Annotated in this window: 10 protein-coding genes and 1 riboswitch; of the genes, 3 read left to right on the forward strand and 7 right to left on the reverse strand. The window is 50.7% G+C overall.

The window, feature by feature from the left end; translation table 11 throughout:
* Positions 1-94 precede the first annotated feature (94 nt).
* Complete coding sequence (locus tag HH215_RS21405) at positions 95-1,735, reverse strand: response regulator transcription factor (RefSeq protein ID WP_169281744.1); 1,641 nt, start codon at positions 1,733-1,735, stop codon at positions 95-97.
* The gene (locus HH215_RS21410) at positions 1,728-3,566 is read right to left on the reverse strand and encodes a sensor histidine kinase (RefSeq protein ID WP_169281745.1); all 1,839 of its coding nucleotides are present in this window, start codon (positions 3,564-3,566) and stop codon (positions 1,728-1,730) included. Before HH215_RS21410 ends, HH215_RS21405 begins: the two co-directional genes overlap by 8 nt.
* A gap of 179 nt (positions 3,567-3,745) precedes the next feature.
* On the opposite strand from HH215_RS21410, the gene HH215_RS21415 reads away from it, so the two are divergent.
* Together HH215_RS21415 and HH215_RS21420 are read left to right on the forward strand one after the other, a co-directional pair.
* Positions 3,746-4,636 carry a carbohydrate ABC transporter permease gene (locus HH215_RS21415; RefSeq protein WP_169281746.1) on the forward strand — a complete coding sequence of 297 codons (891 nt, stop codon included), beginning with the start codon at positions 3,746-3,748 and terminating at the stop codon, positions 4,634-4,636.
* Positions 4,636-5,496, forward strand: a complete 861-nt coding sequence (locus tag HH215_RS21420; RefSeq protein WP_169281747.1) for a carbohydrate ABC transporter permease — start codon at positions 4,636-4,638, stop codon at positions 5,494-5,496. The genes HH215_RS21415 and HH215_RS21420 overlap by 1 nt, the downstream gene beginning before the upstream one ends.
* A 97-nt stretch (positions 5,497-5,593) precedes the next feature.
* Here the strand turns inward: HH215_RS21420 and HH215_RS21425 are convergent, their stop codons facing one another.
* The 3 genes from HH215_RS21425 to HH215_RS21435 all read right to left on the reverse strand — a co-directional run bounded on the left by HH215_RS21425 (position 5,594) and on the right by HH215_RS21435 (position 9,880).
* Positions 5,594-6,598, reverse strand: coding sequence for an HD-GYP domain-containing protein (locus HH215_RS21425; RefSeq protein WP_169281748.1), 1,005 nt, complete (start codon positions 6,596-6,598; stop codon positions 5,594-5,596).
* Positions 6,599-6,650: 52 nt separating this feature from the next.
* Complete coding sequence (locus HH215_RS21430; protein WP_169281749.1) at positions 6,651-8,489, reverse strand: flagellar assembly protein A; 1,839 nt, start codon at positions 8,487-8,489, stop codon at positions 6,651-6,653.
* A gap of 79 nt (positions 8,490-8,568) precedes the next feature.
* Positions 8,569-8,655: riboswitch (cyclic di-GMP riboswitch) on the reverse strand.
* Positions 8,656-8,812: 157 nt separating this feature from the next.
* Positions 8,813-9,880, reverse strand: a complete 1,068-nt coding sequence (locus HH215_RS21435; RefSeq protein ID WP_169281750.1) for a branched-chain amino acid aminotransferase — start codon at positions 9,878-9,880, stop codon at positions 8,813-8,815.
* Positions 9,881-10,009: 129 nt separating this feature from the next.
* On the opposite strand from HH215_RS21435, the gene HH215_RS21440 reads away from it, so the two are divergent.
* Positions 10,010-10,903, forward strand: coding sequence for a LysR family transcriptional regulator (locus HH215_RS21440; RefSeq protein WP_169281751.1), 894 nt, complete (start codon positions 10,010-10,012; stop codon positions 10,901-10,903).
* A gap of 90 nt (positions 10,904-10,993) precedes the next feature.
* On the opposite strand, the gene HH215_RS21445 is transcribed toward HH215_RS21440, so the two are convergent.
* Together HH215_RS21445 and HH215_RS21450 are read right to left on the reverse strand one after the other, a co-directional pair.
* Complete coding sequence (locus tag HH215_RS21445; protein WP_169281752.1) at positions 10,994-11,818, reverse strand: CAP domain-containing protein; 825 nt, start codon at positions 11,816-11,818, stop codon at positions 10,994-10,996.
* A 186-nt stretch (positions 11,819-12,004) separates the two neighbouring features.
* Positions 12,005-12,757 (reverse strand): SDR family NAD(P)-dependent oxidoreductase, encoded by a 753-nt coding sequence (locus HH215_RS21450; protein WP_169281753.1) that lies wholly within the window; start codon positions 12,755-12,757, stop codon positions 12,005-12,007.
* Positions 12,758-12,765: the final 8 nt, after the last annotated feature.

Here is a 12,765-nt window from a genome sequence, read left to right on the forward strand (position 1 = left end):
ACGATGCTTATTCTAAAGAAAAAGCCCGAGGATAAGAATGCAGATAAGTGAAGAGTTAAGGGTAAAAAAGCGGTCGGATCGCCAAGTTCGCTTTTTAACTATTCGTTTGTCCATCCCGATACTCCGTCGGCGATACCGAATAATAATTACGGAATGCCTTGCTAAAATAATTCTTATCCTTGTAGCCGAGCATTGCGGAAATATCTTGGATTTTCAAGGACGGATCGTCCAGCAGTTGCTTGGCCTTGTCCATTCTGACCTTCTGCACGTACTCGTGAATGCCGACTCCGAATTGCTGCTTGAAGAGCTTCATCAAGTATTCCCGGCTCAGATAATATTTTTCCGCGAAAAGCGAAATTTTAATATCCTCGAAGTAATGGTTGTCGATGTACGTCTTGATATCCGCTACGTCAAACTGTTTGTTAGAAGTCAAGGCGCCTCGGATTTCATTCCCGTAATATTCAAGCAAACGCATAAGCATAGCCTCGTATTGGTCGAACGTGGCGAAATCCGTTCCGATGCCGAGATCGCGCAACGTATTCCGTCCGTTGATGGGCAACCGTTCTGGGGGAACCTTGAAATCCATGGCTAAGTCGTTCATCAGAACGAGGAATTCCTGCAAAGCCCGATCCGCTTCCCCGATGCCGAACATCTCTTCGTCTCTCCACTTCCCGGCATAATCAAGAAGTATCCCTTTCGCATGGGATAGGCTTCCGTTCTCCAGCGCCCCCCGGATGAGAGGAACCCTCCCGACAAGCGAGTGATTGTCCGGAGGAAGGGAGGCCTCGGGAGCGCCATGAACGACGGTCGTCTTATTCATCTTGAACAGATCGATTCCGTCGATGAAAGATCTCGCGGAATCGTAAGAAGCCGAGAGCTTCTTTACGTCGTCGCAGATCTCGCCGATTCCTACGCATACGAGCGTACCGAAGATCTCGTCCAATGTGGACGCAACCTTCTTCATCTGATGAATCGCGCGATATACCATATCCTCCCGGTATCCTCCATTCATCGTAAGAATGGTGATGATCTCCCGTTCCCGTTTTGGATTGGCGAAACTAAAGCATCGGTACTGATCTTCGGCGAATTCGTTAATGACGTTCGCAATAGCGAAATGCAATAAATCCACGTCCCGCTGAAACCGGCTGTTGCCGACCTCTTCCAAATTCATGACGCGAATGACGACGGCGATAAACCGATTAGCCGTTTTGTCCGCCCCGATCAAGGGGAGCATCGCATCGCTTAAAGGACTGTTATGGCTCCGTTCAATGATAGAGAGGTAGATCTTCTCCTTAAGCTTAGGCAAGGACATATTCAGCGTGATGTTCTTGCTGATGGACTCGCTCGTCATCTTCCGCTTTGCTTCAAGCACGTTAACCGCTTTAGCTAACGCTTGATTCAATTCCGACCGATTGACCGGCTTAAGTAAATAATCTACGACTTTGGAGCGAATCGCCTGCCTTGTATATTCGAAATCGTTGTATCCGCTAATGACGATCGTCAGCAGGTCCGGATAATCCCGTTCGATAATCCGAAGCAATTCCATTCCGTTAAGCACCGGCATCTTCATGTCCACGATAGCCAGATCAATGTCATGCTCCGCAAGCATCGCAAGGCCCTTCTGCCCATCCGTTGCTTCGAGCACTTGCCCGATGCCCAAACCTTCCCAATCGCCTAATATGCGAATGGCTTCGCGCAACGGTTCTTCGTCGTCGATGATCAGTACGTTAACCATTTTGGCCACTCCCCCGCGGTATCCGCATATCCATTTGAGTTCCCGACGCCGCCGTCCGTATATGCAATCCGGCTGACTCGCCGTAAAGCAGCTTCAGGCGCGTGTTCAGATTGACCAGTCCGATGCTTTCGTTATCCGGATTGCGGTCTTCCCAATCGCTGTGAAACGAATCCATCACCTGCTCGAGTTTCCCCTTCGCGAAACCCGGACCGTCGTCCTGTACCGTGATGATGGAGTAATCAGGCTCTACGCTAGCCGCAATCGTAATCGTGATCGGGTTCGATACCTTCTCCAGCGCATGTTTGATCGAATTCTCGACAAGCGTCTGAATCGATAACTTAGGCAACTGGATTTCCATGAGCGTTTCGTCCCAATCGTACTCGACCTGCAATCTATCGCCGAATCTCGCCTTCTGCAACGCAAGATAGCGTTTAATATGCTTCAACTCTTCTTTCGCGTATACGATATCCTTGCCGCTAATGCTATACCTGAGCGTCATCGCCAGCGCATCGACCATGTCCGCGATATCGTAACGTTCACTCTTTAAAGCTTTGGTCGAAATCGCTTGGAGAGCGTTATATAGAAAATGGGGATTAATCTCGGCCTCCAACGCCTTGAGTATCGCATTCTTCTCGACGAGCTTCATCTTGTACCGCTCGTTGATCAAGTCGTTCGTCCGCTTCACCATTTGATTGAAATGACGGGATAAATAAGCGATTTCGTCTCGCCCCTTCACCTTCGCTTCCGCATCGAAATCCCCGGAGCTGAACCGGCTCATCTGATGGGAAAGTTTCTTGAGAGGTCTCGTGATGGCATTGGAAGTAAGGGTCACGAGTATGACGGATAACAATAGAAACAGGAACCCGATTAAGAAGCTTAAATTCCGGGTTGTCGTCGCGGCCTCGTAAATTTGCTTGTACGGAATCGGTTTGATCAGTTGCCATCCTCTCGATTCGCCTACATCGTAGACGACAAGATCTTTCCCGCTCCCTTTCTCCCAAGTGATTCGGCTCGGCGGGCTCATTGGTAACCGATCGATGAATCCGGCTTTTTTCATTTCCGCGTAATAATCCAGATCATCCGCGTAGAAAACCTCGCCTTCCGGATCCAAGAACAAGAGATGTTGGCCTTCGGCAAACGGCACATCCTTCAAGATATCGTTCATCGTCGATTTATTGAAATAAAACGACAGAACCGCTTGCGGCGCCCGGGTCGAGATCGTTCGCAATACCCGGTGATACGCCATGAAGCTTTGGCTAGTATCGATGGCGTAACCGGTCGCGGACGCGGAGCCGACGAACGACTGAAATACGCTGTTGGAGGGGCTGATCAGCGCTTGTTTGTACCAAGGCATGTCCGCGATTACGGGATTCGTGCCCGTGCGTACCGTGATGTTATAATTCTCCTTCGTAATGGAATAATACTTCTGCCGATCGACCAGATAGAGGGAGATCGATTCCAAATCGTTGCGGGAATAATAAAGCCCTCGCAAGTAATCCTCCAAGTACATCCGGGAAGCGTAGTCCCTGTCTTCATGAATCAGAGCGTTGTTCAGCTCGTCGTAACGGATCTGCGGCAACGATAATTGCTCGATTCCATCCAAATAACTTTCGAGGTTCCGGTTGACCAAAAGCAAATTATTCGTCGTGCTGGAGATGCTATTGTCGACGGACTCCTTCTGCAGAATCTGATACGAGATGATCGTAAGCGATGCCACGACAAGAATGATGATCGAAGTGAATAGCAGAATGAGCTTATTCACTAGCCTGCGTCCAACGTGCTCGTACAGCGATGAAGCCGATCTGAATAGTCTTTTGATGAAATTGAACATAGGCCCCCGTCACCCCATTCCGTTCACCTTTTTACCCTCAAATGGTTTCTTAAATCCATTTTTGCGCCAAAAGGGCTGTTTTATAATACGCAGTATAGTAGAAACCATACCGTCTTGTCCTCATGAGGGCAAGTAAGCAATTCTTGAATCGTCGAATTCGGACAAAGTGAGGTGCCAATATGTTTAAGTCGTTAGGAAGGAAATGGAGCGAGAAGCTTGAGTTCGGAATATTTACGCTCCCGGTACTGATCTGTATCGCGATAGCCTTCTATATTCCGTTCGCCATGACGATCCGGTATTCATTATTGAAATGGAACGGCATATCCAAAAATCCGCAATTCATCGGACTGGACAACTTCAAGCAAATTTTCATGGGAGATGCCAATTTTACCAGTGCGGCTTGGTTTACGGTGAAATACGCCATTGTTTATATCGTGCTCGTCAACGTGCTCGCGATCGGGCTTGCCGTTATTTTGGACATGAAGCTCAAGAGCACGACTTGGTTAAGAACCGCTTTCTTCATTCCTTACATTCTTAGTCTCGTGATCGTCGGCTTCATCTGGAAATTTATTTTCATGCAAGGTTTCGAGTCGCTCGGAGCCAGTACGGGATGGGGAATCTTTAAGCTCAGCTGGCTAGGGGAGCCCGGACTCGCTTTCGTCTCCATCGTAGCCGTCTCCGTCTGGCAGTCCATCGGTTTCTACTTAGTGATCTATATTGCCGGCTTGCAATCCGTGCCGGAAGATCTCAAGGAAGCGGCTACCGTCGACGGTGCCGGTCCATTCCGCAGGTTCATCAGCATCACGTTGCCGTTGCTCGCGCCGTCGATTACGATTTCCGTATTCATGGCGTTGACGAACTCCATCAAGGTATTCGACGTGATCCTTTCCCTAACGGGCGGCGGCCCCGGCGGAACGACTTACAGTATCGCTTACGATATTTACAGGGACACTTTCCAGAACAATATGTTCGGATACGGTACGGCCAAAGCGCTTATCCTGTTCGTTGCCGTTCTGATCGTTACCTTGATCCAACTGTCGCTCTTCAAGAGAAGGGAGATTGACGCCTAATGAAAACGATTAGCGCAGGACGCAAAAGAACCGGGCGCAATAGAGCGGGGCGCATCGCACTGGAAATCTTCATGGTGCTTCTCTCTTTAGTGTTCCTATATCCTTTGTTCTTGGCGATTAACAACTCGCTCAAGAGCTTCGGCGAAGTGATGAGCGACGTGGTCGCTCTTCCGAAACAGCTGGCGTTCGAAAATTACTCTTACGTCTGGTCGTTCATTAACTATCCGCGGCTATTCCTTAACAATACGGTCATTACGGTCGTCGGACTGGTCGGGATCATCCTGGTTTCTTCAATCGCAGCTTACAAGCTGTCCAGAACGAAAAGCCGCTTTAGCGCCGTGTTGTACGTCGTCTGCATCATGCCGATGTTGATTCCTTTCCAATCGATCATGTTAACCGTGCTTCGACTGGCCCAAGACATTCATCTCAATAACAGCACTTGGGGTCTTGGCTTACTGTACTGGGGCTTCGGCGCTCCGCTGGCCGTATTTATCTATCATGGCTTCGTGAAGGGCATTCCGAAGGAGATCGACGAGAGCGCAACGATCGACGGAGCATCGGGCTTCCGCTTGTTCTTTAGCGTCATCTTCCCGTTGCTGAAGCCCGTTACGACGACGATCATCATTATCGACGTCATGTGGATCTGGAACGACTTCCTGCTCCCGCTCCTCATGGTCAACGGCTCGCCGTCCACGAAGACGCTGACGCTTGCCGCTTATACGTTCGTCGGCCAATATACGTCCGATTGGCAATATGCGATGACCGCGATGGTCATGGCCGTGCTGCCATCCATCATCGTGTTCATCTTCCTGCAGAAGTTCATCGTGAAAGGCGTCGTTGCCGGCGCGGTAAAAGGTTAATTGGCAGGAAAACGAAAACAGGTCGCGTCCAAAGGGAGAACTTACTCCCTGACGCGACCTGTTTGTTTACCTTCAATCCCCGGGATCTCCGAGGTATTCAGAAAACGATCTTATCCAAATTCAAATCCTGACGCTTGCTGAGATCGATGTATTCGCCTGCAACCTCCACGATCGGGCGGACGGGGTCTTGGGCGCTTACCATGACGATTTTCCCTTCTCTCCCGTCCGACAACTCCACCGCGTTGCCGATCAACATGTCCATGATTCTCTTGAGGAAGCTTAAGGTGCTGGCCGGCTCAAGCGTCCCGTAAACGTTGTCCGACAATTCCATCAACACCCGATAGAGCGGCAACGGATCTTTGTATACCCGCTTCGACACCATGGCATGGAACACGTCGGCTACGGCGACGATCTTGCTGTACGGGTCAATCTGATCCGCCTTGAGACCGAACGGATAACCGCTCCCGTCTTCGCGCTCATGATGCTGAAGCGCCACGTAAGCGTGGCGCTCGGGCAACCCCGTCGAATTTTTCAAAATCTCGAACCCGTGCAGCGTATGCTCCTTCACGATAGCGAACTCTTCCTCCGTCAGTCTCCCCGGCTTGTTCAGAATCGCCCCGGGAATTCGGGATTTTCCGATGTCGTGGAGGAAACCCGCCGTCATCAGCTCCAGCGCTTGTTCGTCGTTAAAGCCTCGTGCCTTGCCGATCAGCTTAGACAGCAAGGCCACCGCGATGCTATGGCGGTATACATACTCGTCGTGAACCTCCAGATAGAATAGAATCTGATTCAGATTCGGATGATTGCTCATGAACAGGATGATGGGAATGATCTTGTCCTGTATATCCTCGTAGGGAATCCGGTCCGCCCGATTGGCGAAAGCAAACAGTTCCCGCACTTCCCGAATCGTGGATTCAATGAGATGAACAAGCGGTGCAGGCTCGACATCCTGTTCGGACAACGTAACCCCTTGCCGAATCAGCAATTCAATCTCCTTATCCGTCAAAACCCGCATGATCGGGACGATCAGAGTGCCCTGGTTGTTATAAATGTTTTTGTTAACTCGCATTCCTACGTACACTCTCTGTTCCTCAAGCGGCATGTTCACCCCACCAAACGCTTTTCGTTATACGAGATTTTGTTTTCTAAGTCCGCTATCCATCCTTCTTCAGCGTTTGAATATCGAAAGTAACCTGATCGATGGGCTCGAAAATATCCTTGCAGTACTTTCCGATACACACTCTGCCCGAGTACATTTTCTGAACCTGAACTTTACGCTTGGCCTTCAGGATAGAGATCGCCCCGGTCTGACCGCCGATGATCTTCGCCAGAATGCTGTCTCCGGCTTCGAGCCGAGAGCCTCGGCAGATGGAGTGATTCGAATGGAACACGATGTTCCTGGCGGAGAACAACTCGCACAGTAACACGCCGTCTCGATGAATCACGATATCCCCGTTCGACTTCAACTCGCTGTTCTGGCTTTGGCTAATGCTGATTTCCACGTTCTCTTCCTGCATTCTCGCCACTTCGTTATGAGTATCCTGCAGCAAGGCGAGAAAGCTTTGCACGTATTCGTAAGTGGCCGATTCGATCAGCTTGATAGGTTCCGAGAAAATAGCCGACAATTCCTTTAACTTCCCGTACTCCGCCTGCTTGATGTGCTGAATGTTGGAGATAACCACGTTGAGTTCTCTAATTAACGGAACGACCTCTTTCATTTTCGTTTCCAGGAGAAGTTGAACGATCTGGCCGTAACGCACGCTCTCCCTCTTGGCTTCCAACGCTTGCTCTAGCATCTTGGAAGCAGTCAGCAGCTTCTCGATATAGTCGCATAGCAGCTTCGACGTTTGATAGAGACGGTTGAACAGCACTCCGAAATAACCCGAGTAAAGCTTGCTGGCAATGACGTTACCCCTGACGTTGATGCTCCCGGTAGCGGTAATCGTTGAATTATAAACGTTGCCGTACACATAAACATTGCCGAGCGATTCGATAATCATATTGTCCGTCACGTCGCCGGAGACGACAACGTCGCCGGAGAAAACGATATTCCCGGTCGCGATGTCTACGTTGCCGGAAATGACGTAGGCGGTCGATACGTCGAAGGTTTTGATTTTGCCTCCGGTAACTCTCGGCCTTCCTTGAGCTTGGGCGATGACGACTCCGTCGGGCGATACTTCTACGTTCGCCTTCCCCATAATAAAGATGTCCTTCGGCGGAGTAGGCAGCGTCAGATTACCAAGCACGTCGTAACCGGCCGAACCTTCCTTCATCGGAATTTTCCGCGCCATGACTTCGCCGTTCTGAACGGTCGGAATCCGCAGATGATTGCGATAATCGATCGAGCCCTCGACTTCGAAGAACTCGCTCGTCACCTGTTGGGGGAAGTAGATTTCGAGTTTCGCATCCTGGCCCTCCACCGGCTTCTTGCCGGCGGCTACGACGATCGGTTGATACGTCGGTTCCAGCAACTCCTGCTGAATAGCGGCGAATTCGATTCTGGCTTTAACCGACATCGCTTCGAGCTTGGACACGACGTCCGCCAGTTGTAGCGTTTTCAGGACGAGATTGTTGTCATCCTGCGCCCGCACGATAACCCGCCGAGCGGGAGCCTCGTCCACGAGCGTGGTCGCATACCGCTCTCTTGCATGCACTTGCAAATAAGCAAATAACTTATCTTCGCTTATCGTAATCTCAAACAAAGATCGTTCCTCGACCTTCCAGGTAATCCGATCGGTGGCCTTCACCGGAGATTCCCCGTGCACTTCCTCCTCGTTGACGTAGAGCTTGACCGGACTCATCGGATAGATGACGGCGTATTCGCCGCCCCCCGTCGGGTTCTGAACCGAAATCTGCTGATTGCGAATTCGAATCGAACCGTCCTGCTTATGAGGCGGGTCGGCGGGTTCCCCCTCCGGCAAATCTTCGTCGCGATCGATGTTCAGTTGATGAATCAGTGTGCGCAATTCTGATTCAGTAATTTGCTTCTTCAAAATCTACACCTCTCGAAGTGCAAGCTTCTGGGACCCATAAAAAAAGACACCCTCCGAATGGAAGATGCCTAACGCCCCATTCGGTAGCTTGGCGACCCTAGAACTTCGGTTCCTTAGGCCCATAGCTTTGCGTCCCTTTCTTTCAAAAGGTTTGCCTTTTCGTGTATGCGTCTCTTTGATGTCTAACAAAATCGATTATTTATGTGAGAACCGTGGCTTTATACGTAGTCGCTCCGACTTAATTATAAGACTATAGACTCACCGATATCAAGAAGTTTATCGATAAATGTCATTTTACCGCCATTACCCGCGAATAAACGGGACTACAGCTTCACGATCCAGCCGAACGGATCTTCGATCGTTCCCCTCTGCATGCCGGTCATAAAGTCGTACACTCTCGAAGAGAGGGGCCCGGTTCGACCTCCGTTTAACGTCAGCTTATCGCCCTGCCAATTCAGCTCTCCGATCGGCGAAATGACGGCAGCCGTGCCGGTTCCGAAAGCTTCCTCCAACGTGCCGTTCCGATAAGCTTCGACCAACTCGTCAATGGAGATCGTTTTCTCCTCGACTTCAATGTTCCAGTGCTTGAGTACTTGAATGACCGAATCCCGGGTTACGCCATCCAATATACTCCCGTTGAGAGCCGGCGTAATCACCTTGCCCCCGACTTTAAAGAATACGTTCATACTGCCGACTTCCTCGATGTATTTCCGATGAACGCCGTCCAGCCACAGCACTTGCGAATACCCTTTCTCGGTAGCCTCTTGCTGCGCCTTAAGCCCTGCCGCGTAATTCCCGCCGGTCTTGGCATTGCCAACGCCGCCGGTAACGGCGCGGACGTATTCCGACTCCACGTATATGCTGACCGGATTGATTCCTTCTTCGTAATAAGAACCGACCGGCGACAAAATGATCATAAAATAATATTTCTCGGACGGCGCTACGCCCAGGGTCGCTTGCGTCGAGATGACGAAAGGACGAATATACAGCGATGTTCCTTGCTCGGAAGGAATCCAATCCTCGTCCGCTTTGATCAGTTGCTTCAACGCCTCCATCACCAAATCTTCGTCGAGAGAAGGCATGCTCAGACGGGCATTGGAGCGATTAAGCCGTTGCAGGTTCTTGAAGGGACGGAACATCAGAACCGGTCCTTCCGGCGTTTTATACGCTTTCATTCCTTCGAATACGGTTTGTCCATAATGGAACACCTTGGCCGCCGGATCTAACGAGATCGGCTGATACGGAACGATTCGAGGATCGTGCCACCCCTTACCCGCATCGTATTCCATAATAAACATATGATCCGTGAAATGCTTTCCGAATCCGAGTTGCGATATTTCCGGTTTTTGCTTGGGAGCTGTCGTGCGCTCCACCGAGATCTTGAGGCCCATTAGTACATCTTCTCCTTACCTATTTTAGCTTATAGTTGAATGATAGCAGAGCATTAAGTATATTGATAATATCTGTTTTGTCGGTTATCCATACCTTTAGGGTATGCATCGAAAAGGAGTGACGAAACGATGGATATGAGGCAGTTGCGTTACTTCCTGGCCATCGCGAACGAAGGACAAATTACGCGCGCGGCGAAGCTGCTGAACATGGAGCAACCCCCGTTAAGCCGGCAGCTTAAGCAGATGGAGCAAGAGCTAGGCGTCGTGTTATTCGATCGCAACGGCAAGCAATTGCAGCTAACTCAGGCGGGAGAGCTTCTACGCCAGAGGGCTATCGCGTTGCTGAGCCAATTCGACGAGACGATCACTTACGTTCAAGAGCTTGGAGAAGGCGTGCAAGGCGTCCTCTCGATCGGCGCCGTCGTCTCTTGCGTCTCCTTATTGCCCCCGGTCATACGGCAATTCACGGAGTTGTATCCTCAAGTCACTTTCAAGATCCAAGAGGGAGATCACTTCCTGTTAGGCGAGTTGCTGGAAAATCGCGATCTTGAGCTCATCGTCACCCGCCTGCCTTTCCAATCGGATTTCCAATCGCAGCATTACTCCATCTTGCCTCTCCCTTCGGATCCTTTCGTTGCTTTGCTCCCGAGCGAATGGTGCGATAGCGACGATCAGCACACGATGACCCTGCAACAGTTGGCCGTTTTTCCTTTCCTGACGCTTAAGACCGAACGAACGACGGGGATGCACAACCGCGTATTCCATGAATTCAAGCAGCATGGCTTGGAGCCCCGTATCATCAGCGAATGCTCAAGCGCGGCGATCACCGTCTCTCTTGTCGCCTCGGGCATCGGTGTCGCCATATTGCCTAAGTCCGTCATGAATTCCTTCGCGTCCCCCCATATTAAGCAAGTCGCCATCGCGAACGCGGAATTCCATAGCGAAGTCGGGATCGTCTGGCTACGGGATCGTCATCTCTCGAAGACCGCCCGGCATTTTATGGACATGTTCGTCCATCCTTAGCAAGTTAACGCGGCTTGAATAACAAATTTATGTACATTCCGAATGTTCAAGAGAAAGGGCTGCCCGGCGGACAACCCTTCTTCGTGTTTGTTATTTGCCAATAAACTGTTGGGTCCAGTAAGCTTTGCCGTTCTGAACGATGTATCCGACTCCCAAGTGAGTGAAGGAACCGTTCAGAATGTTCTTCCGGTGTCCCTCCGAATTCATCCACGCTTTCACGACCTCTTCCGGAGTCGGCTGGCCCATGGCGATATTCTCCCCTGCCGATTGGTACTGCACGCCGAAATTTCTCATCATCGCGAAAGGGTCGCCATACGTTGGAGATTCATGCGAAAAATAGTTATTAGCGGCCATGTCCTGGGATTTGGCTCTCGCCGAACGATTAAGATTAGAATCGTCCCCCGCGCAAGCCGATAGCCCTGCCTTCTGTCTTTCCTGATTGGTCAGCGCCAACACTTGTTTCTCATAACCGTCCATGCTCTCATTGGCGGGAAGCGTTACCGTTTCATCCTTAGGCAGCGGCTTATCCAGGTTATCTTTTGGCACCTGAGTTTGATTGCCGTTTGGATTCGCGCTTGCAACCGGACTTGCGCTTCCGTTAGGATTCGCGCTTCCGTTCGGATTCTGGCTAACGTCCGAGTTCGGATTGCCGCCGAGTTGATCCCGCAAGCCCGGATTGAGACGCAACAACTCGTCAAGATCTACATGGTACCGATTGGCGATATCCGTGATGGACTCGTTGCCCTGAACGTTATGCTTGTTGACCGGAAGGTTCGTATCCACCGAGCTGATGTTCATTTGCGGCAACGATTGGGATTGCTGGGAGTGCATTTTTATCGGAGTGGCTTGCCGATTGTAAGACCCGCATCCCGCCAACAGTAAGATTACGCTAAGTACCATGATTATTCGTTTCATTAAATGCCCCCCTAACTTGATTCATCTTGATTTTTCTTAATTTCCCCCTTTTCCTCGAAAAAAACACAACTAACAATCCCGACTTTGCAACTTATGAAAAAGAACAATCCCCACCGGCTCGGTCATGAGCGGATGAGGATTGTTCGATTGCGTTTAAGCTCTGAAGTTCCCGTACGAGGTACCGAATTATTTTGCGGTAACTCCGCCATCGATAGGCAGTTCAATCCCCGTCAAGTAGGATGCGGAATCGGAAGCCAAGAACAACACCGCTTGCGCCACTTCGGATGCCCGCCCGACTCTTGGCAATGCGGTCTGGGAGAGGAACCATTGCAGCATCTGGTCGTTATTGACGAATTCCGCGCTCATCGGCGTTTCAATGAATCCCGGATGAACCGAGTTGACGCGGATATTGTCTTTGCCGAAATCGACCGCGGCCGCCTTGGTCAACATGCGGACGGCGCCTTTGGACGCGGTATACGCACCTGCGCCGCTGCCTCCGGTTAAGCCGGCGATCGACGAAATGTTCACGATCGAACCGCCTTTGTTATCGCGCATATGCGGAATAACGTATTTCATCCCTAAGAACACGCTAGTCAGGTTGATGTTAAGCACTCTGTTCCATTGCTCCACGGTCGTTTCCAGCAAACCGGCCGCGTGGGAAATACCCGCATTGTTGACCAGTACGTCCACTTTGCCATACTTCTGGATCGTGCCTTCGACAACCTTGATCCACTCTTCTTCGACAGCTACGTTATGCAGGTACGAGATCGCTTCTCCGCCGTTTGCTTCTATTTCTTTCACGACCGCTTGAACGGCAGCTTCGTTGATATCCGTAGCGATAACCTTTGCGCCTTCCTTAGCGAACAGTAACGCTTCCTCGCGTCCCATACCGCTTCCGGCACCCGTAACGATCGCAACTTTATTATTTAACAGCCCCATATTTTTTG

This window comes from Cohnella herbarum, from assembly GCF_012849095.1.
Classification (GTDB): domain Bacteria; phylum Bacillota; class Bacilli; order Paenibacillales; family Paenibacillaceae; genus Cohnella; species Cohnella herbarum.

Bases quoted from the DNA above. Each gene is read 5' to 3' on its own strand.
- HH215_RS21405 (WP_169281744.1), bottom strand. From the start codon at position 1,735: ATGGTTAACGTACTGATCATCGACGACGAAGAACCGTTGCGCGAAGCC.
- HH215_RS21410 (WP_169281745.1), bottom strand. From the start codon at position 3,566: ATGTTCAATTTCATCAAAAGACTATTCAGATCGGCTTCATCGCTGTAC.
- HH215_RS21415 (WP_169281746.1), top strand. From the start codon at position 3,746: ATGTTTAAGTCGTTAGGAAGGAAATGGAGCGAGAAGCTTGAGTTCGGA.
- HH215_RS21420 (WP_169281747.1), top strand. From the start codon at position 4,636: ATGAAAACGATTAGCGCAGGACGCAAAAGAACCGGGCGCAATAGAGCG.
- HH215_RS21425 (WP_169281748.1), bottom strand. From the start codon at position 6,598: ATGCCGCTTGAGGAACAGAGAGTGTACGTAGGAATGCGAGTTAACAAA.
- HH215_RS21435 (WP_169281750.1), bottom strand. From the start codon at position 9,880: ATGGGCCTCAAGATCTCGGTGGAGCGCACGACAGCTCCCAAGCAAAAA.
- HH215_RS21440 (WP_169281751.1), top strand. From the start codon at position 10,010: ATGGATATGAGGCAGTTGCGTTACTTCCTGGCCATCGCGAACGAAGGA.
- HH215_RS21445 (WP_169281752.1), bottom strand. From the start codon at position 11,818: ATGAAACGAATAATCATGGTACTTAGCGTAATCTTACTGTTGGCGGGA.
- HH215_RS21450 (WP_169281753.1), bottom strand. From the start codon at position 12,757: ATGGGGCTGTTAAATAATAAAGTTGCGATCGTTACGGGTGCCGGAAGC.